At 56.6% G+C, this 23,553-nt stretch carries 26 protein-coding genes; 8 read left to right on the top strand and 18 right to left on the bottom strand.

Annotated features, from left to right (window positions below):
- Window positions 1-51: 51 nt before the first annotated feature.
- On the bottom strand, window positions 52-570 hold the full coding sequence (rplJ, locus tag ACR0CR_RS11495; protein ID WP_480599102.1) for a 50S ribosomal protein L10: 519 nt from the start codon (window positions 568-570) through the stop codon (window positions 52-54).
- A gap of 727 nt (window positions 571-1,297) precedes the next feature.
- On the opposite strand from rplJ, the gene ACR0CR_RS11490 reads away from it, so the two are divergent.
- The gene (locus ACR0CR_RS11490) at window positions 1,298-1,654 is read left to right on the top strand and encodes a helix-turn-helix domain-containing protein (RefSeq protein ID WP_480599100.1); all 357 of its coding nucleotides are present in this window, start codon (window positions 1,298-1,300) and stop codon (window positions 1,652-1,654) included.
- Here the strand turns inward: ACR0CR_RS11490 and ACR0CR_RS11485 are convergent.
- Window positions 1,646-1,984, bottom strand: coding sequence for a DUF1801 domain-containing protein (locus ACR0CR_RS11485; RefSeq protein ID WP_480599098.1), 339 nt, complete (start codon window positions 1,982-1,984; stop codon window positions 1,646-1,648). The two genes, ACR0CR_RS11490 and ACR0CR_RS11485, sit on opposite strands and share 9 nt — an antisense overlap.
- 7 nt (window positions 1,985-1,991) lie before the next feature.
- The gene (locus ACR0CR_RS11480) at window positions 1,992-2,381 is read right to left on the bottom strand and encodes a VOC family protein (protein ID WP_480599096.1); all 390 of its coding nucleotides are present in this window, start codon (window positions 2,379-2,381) and stop codon (window positions 1,992-1,994) included.
- 1,003 nt (window positions 2,382-3,384) lie between these two features.
- Here ACR0CR_RS11480 and ACR0CR_RS11475 point away from each other — a divergent pair.
- Both ACR0CR_RS11475 and ACR0CR_RS11470 read left to right on the top strand, forming a co-directional pair.
- The gene (locus ACR0CR_RS11475; RefSeq protein ID WP_480599094.1) at window positions 3,385-4,578 is read left to right on the top strand and encodes a hypothetical protein; all 1,194 of its coding nucleotides are present in this window, start codon (window positions 3,385-3,387) and stop codon (window positions 4,576-4,578) included.
- Window positions 4,571-5,068, top strand: a complete 498-nt coding sequence (locus ACR0CR_RS11470; RefSeq protein ID WP_480599092.1) for a hypothetical protein — start codon at window positions 4,571-4,573, stop codon at window positions 5,066-5,068. Before ACR0CR_RS11475 ends, ACR0CR_RS11470 begins: the two co-directional genes overlap by 8 nt.
- A gap of 367 nt (window positions 5,069-5,435) precedes the next feature.
- Here ACR0CR_RS11470 and rplA read toward each other — a convergent pair whose 3' ends face one another.
- Both rplA and rplK read right to left on the bottom strand, forming a co-directional pair.
- Window positions 5,436-6,134, bottom strand: a complete 699-nt coding sequence (rplA, locus tag ACR0CR_RS11465) for a 50S ribosomal protein L1 (protein WP_480599090.1) — start codon at window positions 6,132-6,134, stop codon at window positions 5,436-5,438.
- Between the two features lies 1 nt (window position 6,135).
- The gene (gene rplK, locus ACR0CR_RS11460; protein ID WP_113791694.1) at window positions 6,136-6,585 is read right to left on the bottom strand and encodes a 50S ribosomal protein L11; all 450 of its coding nucleotides are present in this window, start codon (window positions 6,583-6,585) and stop codon (window positions 6,136-6,138) included.
- A gap of 293 nt (window positions 6,586-6,878) precedes the next feature.
- Here rplK and ACR0CR_RS11455 point away from each other — a divergent pair, with 293 nt between their 5' ends.
- Window positions 6,879-7,652, top strand: coding sequence for a heparin lyase I family protein (locus ACR0CR_RS11455; RefSeq protein WP_480599088.1), 774 nt, complete (start codon window positions 6,879-6,881; stop codon window positions 7,650-7,652).
- 169 nt (window positions 7,653-7,821) lie between these two features.
- Here the strand turns inward: ACR0CR_RS11455 and nusG are convergent, their stop codons facing one another.
- The 7 genes from nusG to ACR0CR_RS11420 all read right to left on the bottom strand — a co-directional run bounded on the left by nusG (window position 7,822) and on the right by ACR0CR_RS11420 (window position 14,015).
- Window positions 7,822-8,355 (bottom strand): transcription termination/antitermination protein NusG, encoded by a 534-nt coding sequence (gene nusG / locus ACR0CR_RS11450; protein WP_170745220.1) that lies wholly within the window; start codon window positions 8,353-8,355, stop codon window positions 7,822-7,824.
- Between the two features lie 190 nt (window positions 8,356-8,545).
- Window positions 8,546-8,743, bottom strand: coding sequence for a preprotein translocase subunit SecE (gene secE / locus ACR0CR_RS11445; RefSeq protein ID WP_058272489.1), 198 nt, complete (start codon window positions 8,741-8,743; stop codon window positions 8,546-8,548).
- 68 nt (window positions 8,744-8,811) lie between these two features.
- The gene (gene ccoS / locus ACR0CR_RS11440; protein WP_480599086.1) at window positions 8,812-8,970 is read right to left on the bottom strand and encodes a cbb3-type cytochrome oxidase assembly protein CcoS; all 159 of its coding nucleotides are present in this window, start codon (window positions 8,968-8,970) and stop codon (window positions 8,812-8,814) included.
- Between the two features lie 3 nt (window positions 8,971-8,973).
- Window positions 8,974-11,151 (bottom strand): heavy metal translocating P-type ATPase, encoded by a 2,178-nt coding sequence (locus ACR0CR_RS11435; protein ID WP_480599084.1) that lies wholly within the window; start codon window positions 11,149-11,151, stop codon window positions 8,974-8,976.
- 3 nt (window positions 11,152-11,154) lie between these two features.
- The gene (locus ACR0CR_RS11430; protein ID WP_480599082.1) at window positions 11,155-11,613 is read right to left on the bottom strand and encodes a FixH family protein; all 459 of its coding nucleotides are present in this window, start codon (window positions 11,611-11,613) and stop codon (window positions 11,155-11,157) included.
- A 2-nt stretch (window positions 11,614-11,615) separates the two neighbouring features.
- On the bottom strand, window positions 11,616-13,043 hold the full coding sequence (gene ccoG / locus ACR0CR_RS11425; protein ID WP_480599081.1) for a cytochrome c oxidase accessory protein CcoG: 1,428 nt from the start codon (window positions 13,041-13,043) through the stop codon (window positions 11,616-11,618).
- 96 nt (window positions 13,044-13,139) lie between these two features.
- Complete coding sequence (locus ACR0CR_RS11420; RefSeq protein ID WP_480599079.1) at window positions 13,140-14,015, bottom strand: LysR family transcriptional regulator; 876 nt, start codon at window positions 14,013-14,015, stop codon at window positions 13,140-13,142.
- 100 nt (window positions 14,016-14,115) lie between these two features.
- Here ACR0CR_RS11420 and ACR0CR_RS11415 point away from each other — a divergent pair, with 100 nt between their 5' ends.
- Window positions 14,116-14,274: a hypothetical protein gene (locus ACR0CR_RS11415; RefSeq protein WP_480599078.1), complete on the top strand. Its 159-nt coding sequence runs from the start codon at window positions 14,116-14,118 to the stop codon at window positions 14,272-14,274.
- A gap of 146 nt (window positions 14,275-14,420) precedes the next feature.
- On the opposite strand, the gene ccoP is transcribed toward ACR0CR_RS11415, so the two are convergent.
- The 4 genes from ccoP to ccoN are packed head-to-tail and all read right to left on the bottom strand — an operon-like array spanning window position 14,421 to window position 17,856.
- Window positions 14,421-15,284: a cytochrome-c oxidase, cbb3-type subunit III gene (gene ccoP / locus ACR0CR_RS11410; protein WP_480599077.1), complete on the bottom strand. Its 864-nt coding sequence runs from the start codon at window positions 15,282-15,284 to the stop codon at window positions 14,421-14,423.
- Window positions 15,281-15,493, bottom strand: coding sequence for a cbb3-type cytochrome c oxidase subunit 3 (locus tag ACR0CR_RS11405; RefSeq protein WP_480599075.1), 213 nt, complete (start codon window positions 15,491-15,493; stop codon window positions 15,281-15,283). The genes ccoP and ACR0CR_RS11405 overlap by 4 nt, the downstream gene beginning before the upstream one ends.
- A 10-nt stretch (window positions 15,494-15,503) precedes the next feature.
- Window positions 15,504-16,232, bottom strand: coding sequence for a cytochrome-c oxidase, cbb3-type subunit II (gene ccoO, locus ACR0CR_RS11400; protein ID WP_480599073.1), 729 nt, complete (start codon window positions 16,230-16,232; stop codon window positions 15,504-15,506).
- Between the two features lie 16 nt (window positions 16,233-16,248).
- Window positions 16,249-17,856: a cytochrome-c oxidase, cbb3-type subunit I gene (gene ccoN / locus ACR0CR_RS11395; RefSeq protein ID WP_480599072.1), complete on the bottom strand. Its 1,608-nt coding sequence runs from the start codon at window positions 17,854-17,856 to the stop codon at window positions 16,249-16,251.
- A gap of 192 nt (window positions 17,857-18,048) precedes the next feature.
- On the opposite strand from ccoN, the gene ACR0CR_RS11390 reads away from it, so the two are divergent.
- Entirely contained in the window at window positions 18,049-18,891 is an 843-nt protein-coding gene (locus tag ACR0CR_RS11390; protein ID WP_480599070.1) for a universal stress protein, read from the top strand.
- Between the two features lie 51 nt (window positions 18,892-18,942).
- Here ACR0CR_RS11390 and ACR0CR_RS11385 read toward each other — a convergent pair whose 3' ends face one another.
- Window positions 18,943-19,197, bottom strand: coding sequence for a GlsB/YeaQ/YmgE family stress response membrane protein (locus ACR0CR_RS11385; protein ID WP_480599069.1), 255 nt, complete (start codon window positions 19,195-19,197; stop codon window positions 18,943-18,945).
- 48 nt (window positions 19,198-19,245) lie between these two features.
- Complete coding sequence (gene fnrL, locus ACR0CR_RS11380) at window positions 19,246-19,989, bottom strand: transcriptional regulator FnrL (RefSeq protein ID WP_480599067.1); 744 nt, start codon at window positions 19,987-19,989, stop codon at window positions 19,246-19,248.
- Window positions 19,990-20,050: 61 nt separating this feature from the next.
- On the opposite strand from fnrL, the gene hemN reads away from it, so the two are divergent.
- Both hemN and ACR0CR_RS11370 read left to right on the top strand, forming a co-directional pair.
- Entirely contained in the window at window positions 20,051-21,406 is a 1,356-nt protein-coding gene (hemN, locus tag ACR0CR_RS11375; protein WP_480599066.1) for an oxygen-independent coproporphyrinogen III oxidase, read from the top strand.
- A gap of 215 nt (window positions 21,407-21,621) precedes the next feature.
- On the top strand, window positions 21,622-23,550 hold the full coding sequence (locus ACR0CR_RS11370; protein ID WP_480599064.1) for an elongation factor G: 1,929 nt from the start codon (window positions 21,622-21,624) through the stop codon (window positions 23,548-23,550).
- The last annotated feature ends 3 nt before the right edge of the window (window positions 23,551-23,553 follow it).

The following is a 23,553-nucleotide window of genomic DNA, read 5'->3' as shown; positions in this document are numbered from 1 at the left end:
TGTTCCAACGTCAGGGAGTTTTCCCTACGCAGATCATTCAGTGCCAACCGCTTACGCAGCTTCCGCCTTCTCTTCGATGGTGGAAAGGATGCTTGCGATGTTGCTTGCAGGTGCGCCAATTGCACCGGCGATGTTGCTTGCAGGCGCGCCGATGCAGCCCACGATCGAAGCAATAAGCTCTTCACGCGACGGCATTTTCGACACGGCTGTAACACCAGCCCGGTCCAGAGCGTTCTCGCCCATTGCACCGCCAAGAATTTCGAACTTTTGGTTCTCTTTGGCGAAGTCCTCGGCCACCTTGGCTGCTGCCACGGGGTCCTCGGAATAGGTCAGAACGGTCATACCCGTCAGCAGGTCACCAATGCTTTCACATGGCTTTCCGTCGAGGGCGATTTTGGCAAGCCTGTTCTTGGCAACACGCACGGCACCACCCGCGTCACGAGCACGTGCGCGAAGGTCCTGCATCTCGGCAACTGTCAGACCGGCGTAGTGAGACACCACTACGACGCCAGAGCTTTCGAAGATTTGGCCGAGTTCCTCGACCACTTTCTCTTTCTGGGCTCTATCCACAGTTCTCTCCAAGTTTGGGATGTTGGACATCCCGGCTCATATTTGCCGAGGGGTTAACCCCAGCGTTCAGGTCCGTTGTTACGGGATTGGCCAAAATGCGCCCGAGGATCGCGACCCTCAGAATTCTTTGGTCTTACCCGTCTCAGGCAGGAAATTAAGGGGCCAGATGGCACCACCCACCGTCTTGGACGAAACAAAATAAAGCGCACGACGAATCGCACGCTTTATTCCGCAGGTCTACTTAGGACAGATGGCAGGGGTTTCCAAGGGGTAAATTGGGAGAAATGGCAGAGCTGAGCCGGGTTTATTTAGCTGTGTGAATCCCTAGCTTCACCTTTGAGCGCATGAACGGCAGTTTTGCGGACAAAGCGGCTGTTGATATCAGCTAGTTTAATGGCCGTTTTGCTATAACTTCAGGCTTATGGATTGTCAGAGCTGCAAAAATTCTTCACCCTTCCATCGTTGGACCTACACAACTAAATCCAGCAACGACTCGGTCGTTTTACCGGATGGATGCATCGATGTTATGGTTGCGTCCTTTGGAGCATCTGAGCTTGGGGTGGTTCATGTCACGAATTGGGATCTATCGCCTCGGTTCGTGCATCTTCGCGCAGGAACTGTTCTAACTGGCTATCGGCTGCGTCCGGGAACCACTGTCCGTCTGGCAGAGCTAGAGGTCGAGACATCTGATCTTTCGAAACTCGAGTCCAAGATCGAAGAGAACATAATGGATGACCCCGAGACTGAGGAAATAATTGATGCTCTTAGCCGGCCTGGAAGCAGTGTTGTTGGCTTGGCGAAACAACAGGGCGTATCGGAAAGAACTCTGCAACGCCACTTCAAGCGAAAGTCGCTCCCAGCCCCAATCTTCTGGCGCCAACTGGGAAGAGCAAGACGAGCGGTTCAGGCATTGACCTGTCGTGTCCCGTTTTCTGAAATCGCATTGGAATACGGCTATAGTGATCAAGCTCACATGACACGAGAGTTCGCGAGATGGTTTGGTCGAACGCCCGTCCAAATTCGCCAAAACCCGAGTGCCCTGAACGAGTTGGCGCAACCCGGTCTTGGCAACTGGTCAGATTAGGTCAGAGCCTAACCTGCGGGCTTGTCGCAAGAAGCCCTCGCACTTCTTCTCAACTATGTCAGGCAAACTTGCGATCTTGATGTGACGCCGATTCTTTCCGCCGCCTTCAAGTATTTTCTCAGGATCGTCTAGCCGCGCTCCTCCGCTGAACTCCAAGGATACGTGGTTCTTGTACGCGAATACCCCGCAGAACTGAAAATTTCGCCGCTCGGGAACAACGGCTTCGGCGATGACGCCTCCGTATTTCATAACAAATACAACTTGCGGTTCGACCAACAAGATCAAGGCCTTCAACCGCACTACGATTTCCTCTGATTTGGCTGCGTGCATCACTCTGTCAACTCGGAAGCTGGACTGCAGAGCAAATCTCAATCAAATATCCATTGGGATCAGCTACGTAGGAAGTCGTCTGTCCCCAAGGCTCATCGCGGGCATCCTGAATGAGTGTGGCCCCTGCCTCGATAGCTCTTCGCAGTGCACCGTCTACGTCGTCCGTTTCGAATGCGATTTCAAATGTTGGGGCGCCTGATTTTGGTGTCGCTGGATTCTTGTCGAGTTGCCTCATCAATTCAGTTGAGGAAAAGGCAAGCTTGGTCTCACCCGTCACCAGTTCACCGTAATCGCCGCTTTCGTGAAGAAATCCGCGTTCAAACCCGAACGCATTTTCAAAGAAACTCAGGGTCGCCTTCACATCTGCGACGTAAAGAATTGTGTAACGAAAGATCATTTGGCCTGCCTCCTGTTAGCGAAATTTGAATCAAATTACAGGCGTCAAAATGCTTGGTCTTGAAGAAAGCCGACATTCGAATGAATTGCGGCCTTTGCGAGATATGGGCTCGAAGCGGTCTTGCGGCAATGCGGCGTGGTCAGATCAAGTGCAGAAGACGGCTTTGCGGAGATATTGTTGAAAAACTCTGAATTTGCCAAACTTGAGGAGAAAACTGCGCGTACAGAGTCGGTAAGACGTTTCAACCGAGGGGTCGGTCGAAACTTGGCACTGGCTGCCAGAGGACACGTCAACGACTGTCGGCGATGTTGACGGCGGTCTCTTCCGGTTGATTGCCTATTCGCGGAAATTGCGAGCTTCCCGGATTTTCGAGTTTTTCAACAAACCGGACAAAGTTAGTTTTCGCTGCAAATTCACGAATGACCGCTCAGGATTTCTTCCCTTGCTCATCACTATTCGAGCTAAATCAAACGTCGTGAGTTCCACTGATCGTGTTAGCTATCTCACTAAAGCTGGTTTGGGTGTTTTGGGATTTGCATATTAGGCGCCTAAGAGCTTCTTACTCATTTATCGCCTTCCGGCACCGGAAACCGTCATGCCGATGGAACACATGCCGACCATGTACTAACAATCACGTTGGACCCGTCAGATAGGGCAGCGCCACACGGCGCTTGAAAAAAAATTTCCAGTGTCGCTTACTAGCTGGCATTTAGATGAAGGCACAGAACATGTTGAGATTTAGCATTTTGGCGTACTTCATAGTTACAACCAGCGCTAGCGCCGATCCAGTAAAGTGCTCCTCCTTAGTTAATGATCTTGTTGCTTACGCAATCGCTATGGATGAGACCCAAGAGAAGATAGCCTCGTTGACCGCAGAGATTGAAACTACGAGTGACGCCGCCAGGAGACATAGTCTTCAGAATACAAGGAATGCTTGGCGCGAAGAACACAAAGATCTAGTTAGAACGGCCCATGGCTTGGGTGCCGAGCTAAGGACCTATGGATGCGCAAACATCACTTATTGAACCTGCGTCAATCACGCGCCCGCAAAAAGGGTTCTGGAGGAAAGTCATTGAATAGCGCTTGGACAGCAGCTCTATCCACAGTAATTGCAGCCTCCATTTCTGCGGCGGTGAGTTTTTATGTGGCGGGTGCCAAACTTGATTCTGAAGAATCTATCAGTCGGGCAAAGCTTTTTAAGGAGCTAGTCTCTGCTTTCCAAGCAGAGGACAATAAACGATATGCCCTACTTTCCCTCTGGAAGATCTACCCTGAAGACAGGCGACTTGTTTTAATCACTGCCCTTCAAAATCCAACGCCGGATACAATAAAACTACTTGCGCAGTTGGGATATAAGAAAGATTTGGCTTCGTATCAGGAGGATATTAGGCGAGTATACGACGCCGCTGACGGTGACGACAAACGAATAATCAGCGCATTGTTCCAAGCACTGGAGCCAATTGAACAAGTTGAGATCGTGCTTGAGAGCATTCTGTCTCAGGAGGTTAAAGCTACGGACGGGGAGGAATATAGAGAATTTGTCAGGCTGATGTCCGACAACAAGAACGTTAGAGACCATGTTGTTAAGAAAATATCGGAAGTCGATAGCTTTGAACACAGAATATTGATCTCATATGCAATCTATTTGGCCGGCGACAGTGCGCCGTTCAACAACACCTTGGTGCAACTCAAACAGCAAATGGAATGGTTCCCATCGCTTGCTATTTTCTTCGACAATAGGAGCCCTCTAGAAGTCGGTGAGGACCAAAGAAGCTCTATTCTAAGTCTTGCTGCAAGCCACGCTGAATACGTTGTCAAAAATGACAAGTCCCGCGTTGATCTACGCTATCCACTCGGTGTCGCAGAAACTTTTTTTCCAAACATGCTTGCGAATGAAACCAACACCAAGAATTTTCTGGGTGTCGTGCAGACAGTGACTAGGGATAGCGGAGATTTAGTTTTCCAACGAGAACTGGCACTGAAGCTATTAAGTGAGGCTGGTAGCGCCGATGCGGCGAATAGAGAATACTTCAATATTGTTTATTGCCTGGGCGACGATGAAAGAAAAAGCCGGTTGTTTCAGAGCCTGGCCTTTGGTGGAACCCTGCTTTCGGAAGACGTGTTGAATAGCGAATACAGTCAGGCTAAGGCGAAAATTTCGAACGCGATGAAGGAGCAGAACGTTGCTTGTGGCTAAGAAAATCTGTGTTTCCTTATGTGCTCTGGTGATCGCACTTTTTCCAAGTGGTAGAGTTGTTGCACAAAACTTTTGGGAGCGTGCGCCGCATCACGATTTGAATTGTTTTTCGGGCGAAGGCCGTCAAATTGTAAGAGAGAGGGGATTCTCTAAGCGCGGCGAAACTTACTCCGTTGACGAATTTGAGCCGGGAACGATTTTGTTTGTTGAAGACATGCTCTTTAAGAAGCCGTTTGTTTTGTCAAAAATCGATTTTGCCAAATCCTGCGTTATCGTTGACGACATGAAGCTCAAAGGATTAAGTGAGCCCGCAGAAATCGACGAGAGCGAATTGCTCTGCAAGGCTATTCAACTACTACAAAGTCAAGGTGCAGTTGAAAGAAAAGACATCTACCAGTTGGAAGAGTTGGCTTTCTCCGGCGGCTCATCGTATTTTGAGTTTGATCAGCGCGCACTGCGTGCCGCCCTCGATTGTTTCTTAAGGAATTAGTGCTGACTACTAAAATTGGCCCTTTTGACATCAATTACTCAACCAAACAATGTGGTGACCAAGAAGCAATTGAATGAGTCCGAGATAGTGTCCCTTGCAAATTCCTTATAACATTGAACGCCCGCTGCAACTAACGTTTAGCTAAAAAGCGGTTTCTGACCGTCTACCTTTTGGCCTTGAGTTTTCGCACGGGTCGCGTTGTTCTGTTCATGCTTATGGGAGACCGGCGCTGATCCGAAAGCGGCTATTTTTAAGTGTTGCAGCATCAGGTGCTTTGGGCTCGAAACCGACGTTTGACAATTAGTCAAAAAAATCCCGGGCAGTACGCACCACCCGGGACCAATTCTTCTAAACTGAACGCAAAGGCTTATTCGCCCGCAGCTTCCGCCACGTCCAGTGTCACGCCGGGGCCCATGGTCGAGCTCAGCGCGATTTTCTTCATGTAGGTGCCCTTCGCGCCCGACGGCTTGGCTTTCGCAACAGCCGAAACAAAGGCACGGACGTTTTCGACCAGTTTGGCTTCGTCGAAAGACGCTTTGCCAACACCCGCGTGCACAACGCCGCCTTTTTCCGCTTTGAACTGAACTTCACCGCCCTTGGCTGCTTCCACGGCCGCTTTCACGTCCATGGTCACGGTGCCAACCTTGGGGTTCGGCATCAGGTTGCGGGGGCCCAGAACCTTACCCAGACGACCGACGATCGGCATCATGTCCGGGGTGGCAATGCAGCGATCGAATTCGATGGTGCCGCCCTGAATGGTTTCCATCAGGTCTTCTGCGCCAACGATATCTGCGCCAGCTTCTTTCGCCTCGTCAGCCTTGGGGCCACGTGCGAATACAGCGACGCGCATCGCTTTGCCGGTGCCGTTCGGCAGACCAACAACGCCGCGCACCATCTGGTCCGCGTGACGGGTGTCAACGCCCAGGTTCAGAGCGATTTCGATGGTCTCGTCAAACTTCGAGGTTGCATTGGCTTTGACCAGGGCAACTGCTTCGTCCACCGACAGGTTTTCCTTGCCGGCGACAGCTTCGCGCGCAGCGCGGGTACGTTTACCAAGTTTTGCCATCTTACTTCACCTCGATGCCCATAGAGCGGGCCGAGCCCAGGATAATCTGCATTGCGCCTTCGACGTCGTTGGCGTTCAGATCTTTCATTTTGGCTTCGGCGATTTCGCGAACCTGTTTGGTGGTCACGGTGGCCACGGTCTCGCGACCTGGGTTCTCTGCGCCACGAGGACGGTTACGCTTGCCAACCGGCTTCAGGCCAGCTGCTTTTTTCAGGTAATAAGACGCGGGCGGCGTCTTGATGTCCATGGTGAAGGACTTGTCCTGATAATAGGTGATCACGGTCGGGCAAGGGGCGCCTTGCTCCATGTCTGCGGTCTTGGCGTTGAACGCCTTGCAGAATTCCATGATGTTGATGCCGCGCTGACCCAGCGCCGGACCAACTGGCGGCGACGGGTTCGCCTGACCTGCAGGAACCTGCAGTTTCATTGTACCAGCAAGCTTTTTGGCCATTTGGTTTTCCTTTCAACTAAGGCGAAACGCGTTTCGCCCAGACTATGTTGCGTGGTCCGGTACGGAATCGCGATCCCTGCAACCTCCCACGAGAGAATCTCGCCCGAAGACGATAGAGGCGGCATTTATAGGGGAATGAGGGGGTTGGCAAGGAGAAACCCCAATTAGATTTCTTGCGCGTTTCGAACCTTAAAAGGCAACTAGTGATACCGATTACTTTCGCCCGAAAGAGAGTGGTCTCAGTTTGAGAATACACCTAAGGTAACTGCATAATTCGATAGCAGGGGAACGTAGTGTTTAAGAAATTTGCGGCCTCCATTTTGATGGCTTTACTCACGGTTGGTAGTGTAGGCCCCTTGAGGGCCGAGACAGTAACACGCGAAGTTAAGAGTGGAAAATCGCCGCGCGAGGTCGTTGGTCGCGGGTTCCGGGATTTAGAACGAGGAACTTGGCAACCCGCAAAACCTTACGGCGCACAAATTGTTTCCGATCCGCCGGGTGGGCTCGACGGTAAGGCTCTTCGCATGGAACTGCGGTATGGCGATTGCGGGCGTGAAAGGAAATGGGATGACTGCGCGCAGGGCAACGAAAGAGTAGAGTTTGCAAGGTACAACGCGTTTAAGAATGGACAGCGTAAAAAGTACCAATGGTATGTTTATTTTGCGCCGGGGTTCACTGACAAAGGTGCCGAACAGATTGTAGTCACTCAATTTTCTATGATGGGCGCAAATTCACACCCTTTCCAGTTCGCAGTTCGTAGCAACAAACTCATTGCATTGAAACGCGTTGAGAGCACAGATTGGAATTATGAGAGTCTTGTCCGGACTATAATACCAGCATCAAATCTGACCGGTCGGTGGCACAAGTTGAATGTAGATGCGAAATGGACCACTGGAGACGATGGTCACTTTCTAGTTTGGGTCAATGACGCTCCTGTTTATCAGTGGAAGGGGCGCACTTTGGGTACTGGAACCGTCGGAAAGGTTGCATTGGGACTTTACAGGAAAAAGCCAAGAAACAGCGCACCGCCAGTTGTGCTTTATCTTTCCGGGATCAAAGAAAATTAGGAAAGGAATTTTCCGGGGCACTAGTTTGTAACTGAGGTCAGAAAACTAGCCCGACAGAATGCCAACTTGTCCATTCAAAACATAAATTCCAAAATGAACAGAAAACCAGGCGTCAAAAAAGCCGCGTGCGATCAGGCACCACGGCTTTTCAAAAGATTTTTGGCCAAGCTCAGCCCTGCTTGGTCACCTGCGTAAAGTCCAGTTCGACCGGCGTTTCCCGACCAAAGATCGAGACCGAAACCTTGAGCTTTTGGGCCTCGTCGTCTACGCCTTCGACCATGCCGTCGAAATCCTCGAACGGGCCGTCGTTGACCTTGACCTTCTCGCCAACCTCGAAGCTGATCATCAGCTTCGGCGCTTCTTCGCCTTCCTGAACGCGGTTCAGGATCTGGTTCACCTCGGCGTCGCGCATCGGCATCGGGCGCCCCTGAGGGCCCAGGAAACCGGTGACGCGGTTGATCGAGTTCACAAGGTGATAGCCCTGATCCGACATCTCCATATGCACCAGTACATAGCCGGGCATAAAACGGCGTTCGGTTGTGACCTTCTTGCCCCGGCGCACTTCGATCACCTCTTCGGTGGGCACCAGAACTTCGTCGATGTCGTCCTCAAGGCCCTGTTCGGCCACCGACGTGCGGATCTGCTCTGCGATCTTCTTTTCGAAATTCGAAAGAACGCTGACCGAGTACCACCGTTTCGCCATGAACCTGTCGTCCTTGTCTGTCTTTGGGACGCGACTGCGCCCAATATTGAAATTCCATCACGTCGCCCGGAATAAAAAGCGGCGCGCGGTCCGAATCGCCGCACGCCCATTCCGAATAGTCCCGCGTCACCTACTCCGACATCGCGTAGGGTGCAAGGGGGCAGTGGCGCACGGCTGGCCCGGAACTGGCTTAGCCAAAAGCGCCCAGGATCAGTTGAAGGCCACCGCGAATACCCAGATCGACCAGAGCAAAGAACACAGCCGTCAGGGCTGCCATGATGAACACCATGACCGTGGTCAGCAGAACTTCGCGCCGGGTGGGCCAGACGACCTTTGCGACTTCGGCACGGACTTGCTGAATAAACTGGATCGGGTTCATGGTAGCCATTTGGCGGGATTCTCTCTGCTAGCGGATGGGCCGGACATAACCGGGCATTGCGGCAATTTCAAGGGCACTCAGGGCTTGGGTTTGTCGTCCCATTCATCGCTGAGGATACGGCGTGCGTCGCCTTCCGGGTCGTCATATTGGTTCGAGCGGACCGTGTAGACAAACCCCACCAGGCCAACCCCGCCCAAAAGCAGGGAAATCGGGATCAGATAGGCCAGAACTTCCATGTGTTATCTCACGCGCAGGGCATTCAGGGACACGGTGATCGACGAGGTCGACATCGCCAGCGCCGCGATCAGGGGCGTGGCCAATCCCACCACGGCCAGCGGCACCGCAATGATATTATAGACGGTCGCGATGCGAAAGTTCTCGCGAATCCGTTTCGTCGCCTTCACCGCCGTATCGCAGGCGTCGGCAATGGGCGACAGATCGTTGCCCAGCAGCACGATATCCGAGGCCACCCGCGCCGCATCCAGCGCCGAGGCCGGTGAAATTGACACATGTGCCGCCGCCAGCGCGGCGGTATCGTTGAGGCCGTCCCCGACCATCAGAACATGCCGTCCCTGCTCGCTGAGTTTTTGCACATGGCTGGCCTTGTCCTGCGGCAGGGCTTGCGCGATCCAAGTTTGGATGCCTAGCTTGCCCGCCAGCGCCTGAACCGCGCCCTGCGTGTCGCCCGAGATCAGAATGACTTCTTTACCCGCATCGCGGAACGCCGCGACGGCCTCGGCTGCGCCGGGGCGCAAACTGTCCGAGAACAGGAATGCCGTAGGCGCCTGCCCCGCGACGGATAGCCACGCGGCGGTCTGGTCGCCTTCGTCTGCGCCGGTCCAGGCCGCGCGACCCAGACGGACCCGTTGGCCGCGATAGGTGCCATCGGTGCCATAGCCAGGAACCTCGATGACGTCTTTCAGCGTGGCCGGTTTGATCCCGGCCTCGCGCGCAGCCTGTGTCAGGGCAACCGACAGCGGGTGCGACGACGCCACGGCCAGCGCCAGTGCGATCTCAAGATCAGCGCGGGAGTGATCCCCCAGATTGGTCAGTTCAGGCGTCCCAGACGTCAGCGTACCGGTCTTGTCAAAAACGACCGTATCCACCTCGGCCAAACGTTCCAGAGCGGTGGAATGTTTGATCAGCATCCCCTTGCGGAACAACCGCCCCGAGGCGGCTGTCGTCACCGCGGGCACCGCCAACCCCAGCGCACAGGGACAGGTGATGATCAGCACCGCAGCCGCGATATTCAGCGCGGTGCGGATATCGCCGGAATAGATGTACCAGCCAACGAAACTCAGCGCCGACAAAATGTGTACTCCCGGCGCATATAGCTTGGCGGCCTTATCCGCCAGCGAGGTATACCGTGACCGACCCGATTCCGCGATGGCCACCAGATCAGCCATGCGATGCAATGAGGTGTCTTCACCCACAGCCGTCGCGCGAATGGTCAGGGGGCCGGTCAGGTTGACCTCACCTGCGCTGACCGTCAGGCCGGTTTCGGCAAAGACGGGCAGGGTTTCCCCGGTCAGTAGGGATCGGTCGAGTTCTGACTGACCTGAGACAATCTCGCCATCCACGGGCATCCGACCACCGGGGCGCACAAGGATCAGGTCGCCGACGTTCAGATCAGACACTGCGACCTCGTGTTCAACGCCGTCCACAACGCGAACGGCGCGGGGCACCTCAAGCGCGGTGAGTTCCTCGGCGGCAGACCGGGCAGCCGCACGGGTGCGATAGTCGAGATAGCGCCCGGCCAGCAGAAAGAAGGTCAGCGTCAGCGCTGCATCAAAATAGGCATGCTCACCACTTAACGCTGTTTCCCAAAGCGACGTCATCAGTGCCAAAAGGATCGCCAGAACAATCGGCACGTCCATGTTCAGCCGACGGACACGAAGGGCGCTCCAGGCGTTTGCAAAAAAGGGCTGCGCGGAAAAGGCAATCGCGGGCAGGGCGATGGCCGCGGAAATCCAGTGGAACATGTCGCGTGTCGCATCAGACGCACCGGACCAGACCGAGACCGACAAAAGCATCACGTTCATCGAGGCGAACCCGGCCACGGCCAGCCGCATGAGCAGGTCACGCCCTGCCTTGTCCGCTTGTGTTGCGGACAAAGCTCCGGGATCCAATTCATGCGCCTCGTAACCCGCCGCTTCCAGTACGGGGATCAGATCGGCGGCACGCAGATCAGGCGCGGCTTTGACCATAGCGCGTTTGAGCGTCAGGTTGACCCGCGCGTCATCAACCCCCGCAACGGCATTCAGCGCGCGTTCAACATTCGCGATGCAGCCCGAGCAGTGAATGCCCGGCAACGACAGCGCGATTTGCACATCCTGCGGGATTGGCCGCGCCGGTTCTGCCGGAGAGGCGATGCAGCCCGGACAGGCCGCCGTGCCGGATGTCATCTGCGCGCTCACGTCCTAGCCCCTCACATAGAGCGGGATGCGCTGCGCAAACTCGGTGCCATCGCGATCTTTGGCCAGCAGTCGGATATTCCAGTTGCCCTCGCCCAGCGCGGCAGGCGCGGCATAGGCCAGACCGTCAAAGGTGAAGTCGGGCGAGAAGTCGTCTTTCACATGAGTCGCGCGCCCGACAATGGCCTGCAGTTCGGCCACTTGAACCGGGGAACCAGTTTGGTCGGTGATGTGCAATATCAACAAGCCACCAGAAACTTCGGCACGGATGTCCCAACCCAGCGCCTGTTGTTCCTGCAAACGCTCATTGAACTCCTGGCTGGCCACGTAAGAGTTTTTTACTTCAAGCCCGGGGAAGGTTTTGACCGCATTGTACGCCAACAGCAGGTTTACGGTGATGATCACGCCAAACGCCGCAACGAACACCGCCAAGGCGTGTTTGCCTGTGAATTTCCGTTCGGCCATGGTCAGTTTCCCCGTCCGTTAAACGTGGTGTCCTTATGGGCGCGCTCGCCGTTGTTCAGGTCTTCAACCCAGATGCGCACCGGAGTCACTTCGGCACTGGCCGGGCCGGTCTGACCAGATGCAAAAATGTACACGCGGGTCAATTGTGCCGTATCCGGGGCCACAATGACAGTATCACCTTCGATCCCCTCGATTTCGACCTGCAAGGCGGGATCACCCGCGAGCGTGAGTTTGAACGGCCGTTCCTCGCCATGCTTGTTGCGCAGGCGGACATCATAGGTATTGCGGATGGTGCCGTCGGACAGTGTCACAAAGGTCGGGTTCCGTACCGGAGCAACGGTCAGATCAATATCCGACCGGATAAACAGCGCAAACAGCAGCGCGAAACCGACCAGCGACCAAAGAGACGTATACAGGATCGTGCGGGGCCGCAGGATGTGCTTCCAGATATTCTTGGGCGGCTGCCCCGCGCGCTCACGAGTCTCGTCGCTCAGCGCCATGTAGTCGATCAAGCCACGCGGCTTGCCGATCTTGGCCATCATGTCGTCACAGGCGTCTATGCACAGCGCGCAGGTGATGCATTCCAGCTGCTGCCCGTCGCGAATATCGATGCCCACAGGGCAGACATTCACGCAAGCCATGCAGTCGATGCAATCGCCCAGCTCGGAGTCTGCGGTACGTTTACCCTTTCCCCGAGGTTCGCCGCGCCACTCGCGGTAACCGACGACCAGAGTATCCTCGTCCATCATTGCGGCCTGAATGCGGGGCCAGGGGCAGGCATAGATACAGATCTGTTCACGCGCAAAGCCACCGAACAGGAATGTGGTACCGGTCAGGATCAGGATCGTCGTATAAGCGACGGGATGCGCGTTGCCGGTAACCAGATCGCGCGCCAGCGTCGGCGCGTCGGCAAAGTAGAACACCCAGGCACCACCGGTGGCCAGGCCGATCAACAACCACACGGCCCATTTCGTGACCCGCAGGCGCGCCTTGCGGAAATCCAGTTTTTGCTGACGATGTAGGCGCAAACGAGCGTTGCGGTCCCCTTCGATCCAGCGTTCGACCAGAATGTAAAGGTCCGTCCACACGGTCTGCGGGCAAGCATAACCGCACCAGACGCGCCCCAAAGCGGAAGTGAAAAGGAACAAACCCAAACCAGCCATGATCAGCAGACCGGCCACAAAGTAGAACTCGTGCGGCCAAATCTCGATCCAGAAAAAGTAAAACCGGCGGTTCGCCAGATCCAGCAAAACGGCCTGGTCCGGCAGGCTGGGGCCACGGTCCCATCTGATCCACGGTGTCACATAATAGATGCCCAACGTGACCGCCATGATGATCCATTTCAAATTGCGGAATGGACCGGATACGCGTCTTGGAAAAATTGGCTCCCTCGCTACGTATAAGCTGGGGGCGGGGTCGGAATCGCTCACGGGCTGGCTCCAGATCTGGCTCTTCTGAGTGTCTTCTTCCAGATCACGGCACAATAGACTTTGACATGGGTCAAAACGCGCATCGTACAAACATCTTTATCCGTCACGCGCCAACCTTTTCAACCAACCGACAAATGCCTTAACCGCCGGTCTTTTTGGGGTTTTCGGCGTTACAATATGGTACCCGCGCGTGTCTGGCTCGGCATAAAGCTCGACTATGCGACCGGCTTTTATGTCGGCCTCGACGAAATGTCGCACGGTGACGGTGACACCCTGCCCGGCCCTCAGACCGTCCAGAACCAGATTGCCCGGTAGCTCGGTCCGGCCCGCCCCGCGCGCAGGACCGGCATGGTGTTGTGCGAGCCAGGTGGTGCCCTCGGTGGTGCCAATCTCCTCAAGCCAGGGCAGTTGCGCCAGCTCGGATGGGGTCCAATTCGTCTTGTCCCCCAATAGCTGCGGGGCTGCGACGATCACCATCGGCGTCTGCAGCAGCATGTCCGCCTCAACGCCGGACCAACCGCCCGAGCCATAGCGTATTGCCACATCGACCCCGCCGGGGCGGAGTTCAACCAAGTCCGGTGTTGGGTCCAACACAAGATCTATTTCGGGATGGGCTTCGCGGAACATCGGCAAACGCGGCATCAGCCATGACGCGGCAAAGGACGGAGTCAGTGAGACATGGACGGGACGTTCTGCCCCTGACCGCGCAATGTCTCTGACCGCAGATTCGATAGCTCCAAAACCCAGGTGCAGGGCGCGGGCCAGATGCTCACCATCCGCTGTCATCGTCAGCGTTTTTCCGGACCGATCCAAAAGAGCCACACCAAGGTGTTTTTCCAACGCGCGCAACTGCTGGCTGATGGCAGCGTGGCTGACATTCAGCGCGGCTCCGGCGTCAACAACATTTCGGCGTTCTGCAAAGGCTGCAAATGCTCTGAGCGACGCCAGAGGGGGCAAGTCAAGCCAATCCATATGTAACCCTAGATTACATGTCTGAATTCCAATTGAGTCGCATTCTACGCGCCAAAGGTCAATCCTGATGTCACTGAATACAGCGTATAGGAGGCTGACAATGCTGACCGTTTTTGCACGATCCTTCATGACCGCAACCCGGATCAATGCCCCGACCATTCGGGACGCACCCAAATCGAAACAACGGAAATCGCGTTGGCTGCCGGAAGGTCACTGGTGGACCGAAACACGCCGCGATGTCGATCTGAACGATCTGTGATCCGGTGCAAGTGCGCTTTGGACCTGAAAAGGTCGGGAATTTAGTGTAGAAAGTCGGCACCGGCTGTTCTGGAAACGCGCGAACAGATCGAACAGCCGGTGCCTCAGCCTTCGGGCGGGAGACCGCCCGGAGGTGTTCTTTGTGCCTTACTGACCGCCACCCAACTGGTGGACGTATGCCGTGACAGCGCGGATTTGCGCGTCGGTCAGACGGTTTTTCCATGCAGGCATAACGCCAAAGCGGCTGTATGTGACCGTTTCGGTCAGGGCCTCTTGGCTGCCACCATAGAGCCAGATGGCATCCGTCAGGTTCGGCGCGCCTTGTGTGACGTCACCTTTGCCATCCTCGCCGTGGCAGGCCGCACAATTGTCTTCGAACACAACCTTGCCTGCCTGCGCCGCTGCATCGTCGGTCTGCGCACTGGTCAGCGACATGACATACTGAACCACTTGCGTGATCTCGTCATGTTCGAGAATTTCTCCAAAGGCCGGCATCTCGGAATAGCGCGCGTCGTCGCTTTCTTCGTTGCGAATACCGTGGGCAATGGTGAACTCGATATCCTCAAGCGATCCGCCCCACAGCCACGCGTCATCCAACAGGTTCGGGAAGCCCATCGCGCCTTGGGCCCCTGATCCGTGGCACTGGGCGCACCAGGTCCGGAACACGGCGCTGCCTGCGTTTACAGCGTATTGCTGCAACTCGGGATCAGCCGAGACCTCTTCCAGCGGTGTTTCAACAAGCTTTGCGCTCCAGGGGGCGTTGGCCTCCTGGAAGGCCACCAGCTCCTGTTGCACTTCCGCGCGTGAGGACCAGCCGGTGACACCAGCCGTCGCAGATTGAACCAATGGCCAGGCCGGATACATGATCGTGTAGATCACAGCCCAGAAAATCGTGGCGTAGAATGTCCACAACCACCACCGTGGCATCGGATTGTCGAACTCTTCCAGACCGTCCCAGCTGTGGCCGGTTGTCTTGGGATCACCCGGCAGTTTTTCAGGTGTCTTGCTCATGGCCGCGCCTCCTTGGATTCGGCGGGTTTATCGTCGCCCCGAAGGGGCGCTGGTGCGTCAGCGTGCCGGAACGGGATGTTGGCAGTGTCCTTGTATTCCATGCTGGCACCGGGGCGGAAAACCCAGACCACGATGCCGACAAAGAAGCCAAACAACAGCAGCAACATCCAGCTATCCGCGAATTGCCGTAAGAGAGTATATTCTTCCATCACCCCCTCCTTAGCGGCTTGCGTCCGGCGTGAAGGTCGAGAAATCGACCAACGTGCCCAGCATTTGCAGATAAGCCACCAGCGCGTCCGCTTCGGTCAGGTCAGACTGACCGTCAAAGTTGCGCACGCTGACCTTGTCGCCATAGCGCTCAAGCAGCCCGTCATAGTCGCTGTCGGGATCAGCCTGCGCGCGGAAGTCGGCCTCGGCATTGGCCAGCATGTCCTCGGTGTAAGGCGTGCCGACAACGGCGTTCGCCTGCATGATGTCACCGATATACTTGCCGTCCAGCTTGCGGTGTTCGAGGAAGCCGTATTTCGGCATCACCGATTCCGGCACAACCGACTGCGGGTCACGCAGGTGGTCCACATGCCACTGGTCCGAATAACGGCCACCCACGCGGGCCAGATCAGGACCGGTCCGCTTGGAGCCCCACTGGAACGGGTGGTCATACATCGACTCGGCCGCCAGCGAGTAGTGGCCATAGCGTTCGACCTCGTCCCGCATGGGGCGGATCATCTGGCTGTGGCAGACATAGCAGCCTTCGCGAATGTAGATTTCACGCCCCGCCATCTCCAAGGGGGTGTAGGGGCGCATGCCCTCCACCTTCTCGATGGTGTTCTCAAGATAGAACAGCGGGGTGATCTGCACGATGCCACCGATGGTCACGACCAAAAAGCTGAATACCAGCAGGAGGGTCGCGTTGGTCTCGAGGATCTTATGTTTGTCGAGAATTGCCATTGCTCCGGCCCTCCCTCTATTCAGCCGGGACCGCGACGGTCAGGCTGGCCTCTTTGGCCGGCGCTTTCCGCACAGTCATCCACAGGTTGTAGCACATGATGACCGAGCCAGCGACGAACATCACGCCACCCAAAGCACGCACCACATACATCGGGAACTTGGCCGCCACGGTGTCGGCGAACGAGTTCACCAGGAAGCCGTTGGCATCCACTTCGCGCCACATCAGGCCTTCCATGATACCGGTGACCCACATCGACGCGGCGTAAAGCACGATGCCGATGGTGGCGAGCCAGAAATGCCAGCTGACCATTTGCAGCGAGTACAGACGCTCGCGCTTCCACAGCACGGGCACCAGGAAGTACAGCGCACCAAAGGTGATCATACCGTTCCAGCCCAGCGCACCGGAATGCACGTGACCAATGGTCCAGTCGGTGTAGTGGCTGAGAGAGTTCACAGCGCGGATCGACATCATCGGACCTTCAAAGGTGGACATGCCGTAAAAGCCGACCGAGATCACCATCATGCGGATCACAGGGTCGGTGCGCAGCTTGTCCCATGCGCCCGACAAGGTCATCAGACCGTTGATCATACCGCCCCACGAAGGCATCCACAGCACGACCGAGAACACCATACCCAGCGTCGAAGCCCAGTCAGGCAGTGCGGTATAGTGAAGGTGGTGCGGACCAGCCCAGATATAAAGGAAGATCAGCGCCCAGAAGTGGATGATCGACAGTTTGTAGCTGAAGACCGGACGCTCGGCCTGTTTCGGGATGAAGTAATACATCATGCCCAGGAAGCCTGCGGTCAGGAAGAAGCCCACGGCGTTGTGGCCGTACCACCACTGGATCATGGCGTCTTGTACGCCCGACCAGACGATGACTGATTTCGAGCCCCAGATGCTGACGGGGATGGTCAGGTTGTTGACCACATGCAACATTGCAACGGTCACGATAAAGGCAAGGTAAAACCAGTTCGCCACGTAGATATGCGGCTCTTTCCGTTTGACCACGGTGCCCAGGAACACTGCCAGATAGGCGACCCAAACGATGGTCAGCCACAAGTCAACATACCATTCCGGTTCCGCGTATTCCTTGGACTGCGTACCGCCCAGAACATAGCCGGTCGCGGCCAGAACGATGAAAAGCTGATAGCCCCAGAACACGAACCACGCGAGGTTGCCGCCCCATAGGCGCGCGGCGCTGGTGCGCTGCACAACATAGAACGAGGTTGCGATTAATGCGTTACCCCCAAAGGCAAAAATCACGGCCGAAGTGTGCAGCGGACGCAAACGGCCAAAATTCAGATATCCCTGCGCCCATTCGAAGTTGAGCACCGGAAAGGCCAGCTGGAACGCAATAAAGGTCCCCGCCAGAAACCCGACCACCCCCCAAAAGGCGGTTGCAATCACCCCGTAACGGATCACGCCGTCCATGTACTCGCCCGAGCGATCTACGAACGTATCTGGCTCATCCGTGTTTCTCAGCGTCCAGATGAATAATCCGATGGCGATCAGCATCACCAGAATTGCATGCACCTGATACGCCAAATCGCGTGCATAATTGGTTCCGATCGCGGCGAAAATCGCGATCAGACCAAGCAAGATCAGCTTGATGTAATTTGACATATTGCGTCCCTTTGCCATGCCCCACGCGATTCTTCAGCCGCGCGGAACCCTTTTTGACTGGATGCTGTAATGCAGAAACTGCCGATTTGCCGCTTTGATCTGCATCAAGACAAGCCGACAATTTCTGTGACAGGTATCCTTTCGGGAATACGCGCTGCACCAGACGAAAAGCGTCACAATCAAGAGGGCCACATGGCGTATAAATCACTCCTCACCGTCATGACGGAAACGAATTTGTCCAAAGCCGCGCTGGCGCAGATGGTCACTTTGGCAAACGGACAGGATGCCCATGCAGAGGCCCTGTGCCTGGGTGTCGACCGCAGCCAGACCGGGTATTATTACGCCGGTGCAAACGCACTGGTTCTGCAGGAAACGTTGACGCGCGCAAATGCCGAAGCCGACCAAGTGTTGGCCTTTGCAAAAGAGTACCTGGGCAAATCAGGTGTGCGTTGGTCCGCTGAAAATGGCGTGGCGCAGATCGCCGATATCGGACGTCACGTAGCGCGAAGGGCGCGGTTTTCGGATCTGGTCGTTTTGCCGCTGCCCTACGGCAAGGATCGCGACGCCGAGGCCGAGCCGATTGTCGAGGCCGCCATGTTCGAAGGACATGCACCGGTGTTGCTGGTCCCGGATAATGCGCAACCGGTCTCGCCAACTCCGCGCACGGTCATGATCGGCTGGAATGAGAGCATCGAGGCGATGCGTGCCGTCCGCTGCGCTCTGCCCTTCCTGAAACAGGCCGAACTGGCGCGGATCGTTGTGATCGATCCGCCGCGCCACGGACCGGACCGTTCGGACCCCGGTGGCCTTCTGTCGCAGATGCTGGCCCGCCACGGTGTCAAATGCGAGATTGATGTGCTGAGCAAGACCATGACTCGCATCTCGGATGTTCTGAACCGGCATGCGGCAGATACTCAGGCCGACCTGATCGTTATGGGGGCCTATGGGCATTCGCGTTTCCGCGAAGCCATCTTAGGCGGTGCAACCCGCAATATGCTGGAACAATCCTCGGTGCCGGTTTTTCTGGCGCACTGATCAAGGGCGCTTGCGAGCCGGCCCCCTGATGCACGGCGGCCTTTTCTCTGTTTACGCTTTTCGCACCAACCCGATCAGGAACAACAGGATCACGGCCCCGATCGTTGCAAACAGAATGGACGAAAACAGGCCACCTCCGACTGCGAAACCAAGCGCCGGAAAGATGGTGCCCGCCAAAAACGCGCCCACGACCCCGACGATGACGTTTCCGATCAGGCCAAAGCCACGCCCTTCCATGATCTTGCCCGACAGCCAACCGGCAATCGCGCCAATGAAAAGCATTGCCAAAACACTACTGAATTCCATGTCTGTCTCCTGATCCTTTTTTGGTCCTGGGACCGATCAGATCAGGTCTCAGACCAGAAATCCACCATCGGTGTCGTCGCCAGCCTCTTCCATCAAGCGGCCCACGTCCGGAATGGTCACGTGGCGCTTGCCTTCTAGAAAGATGACCTGGTCTTTCTTCAGGGCCGAGATCTGACGGCTCACCGTTTCCAGCGTCAATCCCAGATAGTCGGCCATCGCTTCGCGCGTCAGCGGCAGATCGAACACGATCGGGCCGGACATGCCCGATTTGTTGATCGAGGCATCCCGCCGGGCGATGATCGACAGCAGGCTGGCAATTTTCTCGCGCGCCGTTTTACGGCCCAGAACCAGCATCCATTCGCGCGCTGCATCCAACTCATCCAAAGTCATCTGCAACAGCCGCTGCGCGATGTGCGGAGTTGTCACCATCAGTTCTTCGAAAGGTTTCTTGCGAAAACAACACATAACCAGATCTGTTGTCGCAACCACATCATAAGGGGCAGAATCGCGCCCGGGGCGGCCAACGAAATCGCTGGGCAACAACAGGCCTACCATTTGGGTGCGGCCATCTTCCATGGTCTGGGTCAATGAGGCGATTCCAGACACGACCGAACCGACAAAGTTCATCGGATCTCCGGACCAGATTAACGTCTGACCAGCCTCGAAGCTTCTGTAATACTTGATGCTTTCAAGCTCATCGAGCTCGTCTTTCTCGCAATGCGCACAGACCGCGCGATGCCGGATCGGGCAATCGTCACAGTTCGAATGCTCATACAGGGCCTTGAGTGTCATTCGCGCTTCCACTTGATCTCGGTCAATGTACCTGAGCCCTCCCTGTTATAGCCCTAGCGCCATGACAAAGAAACATCAATTGGCGCGGCTTGGACTTTTTGACGCTAAGGTACCGCGCTATACAAGTTACCCGACCGCCCCACATTTCAACAATGATGTGGGGTCTGGCTTGTTCGGCGAGTGGATTTCCGGGATCAAACCCGGCAGTTCCATCTCGCTCTATATCCACGTGCCGTTCTGCCGCAGGCTGTGCTGGTTTTGCGCCTGTCGCACGCAGGGCACCCAAACCGACAACCCTGTCATCGCCTATGTGGATGTGCTGAAGGCCGAGATCGACTTGCTCGCGGCGCGCCTGCCCGAAGGCGTGACATTATCCCGCCTGCATTGGGGCGGCGGAACGCCGACGCTGCTGAACCCGGACCTGATGCGCGATCTGGCTGGGCGGATACTTGAGGTAGTACCTTTGGGGCCAGACGCCGAATTCTCGGTCGAGATCGATCCAAATGAAATCGATGAGGCCCGACTGGATGCGCTGGCCGAGGCAGGCATGAACCGCGCCTCGATCGGCGTGCAGGACTTCGATGATGAAATCCAGCAGACCATCGGCCGCATTCAAGGCTATGACGTTACCCGCAACGCGGTCGACATGATCCGCGCGCGCGGCATCACCAGCCTGAACGCCGACATTCTGTACGGTCTGCCGCACCAGACCAAGGCGCGGATGACGGAAAGCGTGCAAAAGCTGCTGTCCCTGTCTCCGGATCGCGTTGCGCTTTATGGCTATGCCCACGTTCCGTGGATGGCCAAGCGTCAGCAAATGATCCCGTCCGACGCACTGCCGACGCCCGAGCAGCGCCTGGAACTGTTTGAAACGGCCCGACGCCTGTTCCTGTGGGACAATTACGCCGAAATCGGGATCGACCATTTCGCCACTCAGGATGACGGGCTGACCAAGGCCCTGAACGCGGGTCGGTTGAAACGGAACTTTCAGGGCTATACCGACGATCAGGCCGACGTTCTGGTCGGTTTGGGCGCAAGCTCGATCTCGCGTTTTCCGCAGGGCTATGCACAGAATGCCTCGGCCACGTCTGTCCACACGAAAGCCATCCGCGACGGGCAGTTTTCCACGGCTCGGGGACACCTGTTCAAAGGTCAGGATGTGCTGCGCTCACGCTTGATCGAGGCTTTGATGTGCGATTTCCGGATCGATTCCGCCGAAATTCTCAGAGATCACGATATTTCGGCGTCGGAACTGCAACAAATGTATCAAAGCGCAAATGCGACGTTCGAAAACCTGCTGCAGATTACGGACAAGGGCCTGTTCGTCCCGCCCGAGGCCCGCGCGCTAACCCGCATGATCGCGCGCAGTTTTGACGCCTATGACCTGAGCAAGGCAGGCCACAGTTCGGCGATCTGACGGCGGCGAACCGGACGATATTTCGCCCGGTTTCCGCCAACGCAGCACGAAGGGCTTGACGCCCGCCACTGGTTTTCTCCACACTTGAGGCGTGGAAAGCCGCATCTTTCCACCGCCCGAGGCAGGCCGAGTACCAGACAAACCCGCGCCGACGCATCCGCGTTCGACAGACCCATTCGTGCAGCCAATTTGCAACTGAAAGAGGGACAGCACTCATGCGCGTTTTCACCGTCCTCGGCCCCAGCCAATCGGGCAAAACCACCTTGGTCGAAGCGATCAGCCGCCTCGACGGGCGGCCGACCACTTTCGACGTATCCGGAACCGTGCATCTGCACGGTTTTTCTTATTTGGACGAACCCTGGTGCGCCATTGATGTGGATGGGGGCGGCGATAACCTCGCCTATGTCGGCCCCGCCATGGCAATTTCAGACGCGGCGGTGGTCGTCGTCCCGCCAGACCCGGACGCCGCCGTTTTATGCGCCCCATATCTGCGTCTGGTCGAAGAAGCGGGGATTCCCTGTTTCCTGTTCATCAACCGGATGGACAACCCCAACGGGCGCATCCGCGACATCATCTCGGCCTTGCAAACCTATTGCACCAATCACATCGCGTTGCGGCAGGTTCCCATCCGCGAAGGCGAGACGATCATCGGAGCGGTTGATCTGATCTCGGAGCGGGCGTGGAAATATCAGGAGGGTCAGCCCTCGGCCCTGATCGAACTGCCGCAATCGGTCGAAGACCGGGAACAGGAAGCACGGACCGAGTTGCTGGAGACCCTGTCAGATTTCGATGACAACCTGCTGGAACAATTGATTGAAGACAAGCAACCGCCCAGCGCGGAAGTCTATGAACTGGCAGCGCAGGTTCTACAGAACCACCAACTGATCCCCGCCTGTCTGGGCGCGGCCAGCCATGGCAACGGGCTGACCCGTCTGATGAAGGCTCTGCGCCACGAAGCACCCGAGTTCAACATAGCGGCGGATCGCGACGAGGCTGCAGAAAACGCCCGCGCCATTGCCGGATTTGCGGATGTGAAGAAGCATATCGGCAAGATCATCGTACTGCGTGGATTGGGCGACGGCGTCAAAGCCCACGAAGACCTGGGCGGCGAGACGGTCGGAAATCTGACCACGCTGGACGCCAAGACGCAGATTTCACAGCTCGAGGCGGGTCAGATCGGCTTGGCGGTGAAATCCGACCACCTCAACCCGGGCAATCTGTACGATAGCAAGACAGCGACACCCTTACCCGAATGGGCTGCGTCGCACCCGGCGGCCCATCGACAGGTGGTTTCACCCGCACATGAACGCGACGATGTGCGCCTGTCCAACGCGCTGTCCCGTCTGGTCGAGATCGACCCCGGATTGCATATGGAGCAGGACGAACTCAGCGGCCACGCCGTGCTGGGATCACAAGGTCCGCAGCACATGCGGCGGGTCTCGGCGAAACTGGCCGAAGATTTTGGGATCGAGATCGAAACCGAAGTGGTTGAGACCGCCTATCGCGAAACCATCCGCTCGCGCATCGAACACCGGCACCGGCACCGCAAACAGTCTGGCGGTGCAGGGCAGTTCGCCGATGTGGTGATCACGATCGCGCCCATGCCCCGCGGGTCCGGTTTTCAGTTCGAGGAAATCGTCAAAGGCGGTGCGGTCCCTCGCAACTACATCCCTTCGGTCGAACACGGGGCCAAGGACGCGTTGGAGCAGGGGCCGGAAGGCTTTCCGGTGGTCGATGTCAAGGTCACGCTCAGCGATGGTAAACACCATAACGTGGACAGTTCGGATTATGCGTTCCGAACGGCCGGAAAGAACGCCGTGCGCGAAGCGCTGCCCGAGGCCAAGCCCGTGGTGCTACAGCCGATCCTGAATGCAGAAATCCATCTGCCATCGGATTTCGTGGGCGATCTGGTGCCGACGATCAGCTCTTTGCAAGGGCAGGTTCTGGGCTTTGAAGGCAATCCCAACGCGTCAGGTTGGGAGATTTTCAATGCAACCCTGCCCGCCGTGGCCGAGGACGAGCTGCATCGCACGCTTGCCAGCGCCACGCGCGGCACCGGCTGGGTCAAACTGAGCTTCGATCACTATGAAGAGTTGCGCGGACCGGTGCCAACCCGGGCGGCACGCGAAACTGCCAGCGCCTGAACA

The organism is Ruegeria sp. AM2 (assembly GCF_056540685.1).
This window is presented reverse-complemented; position numbering and strand designations above follow the sequence as displayed.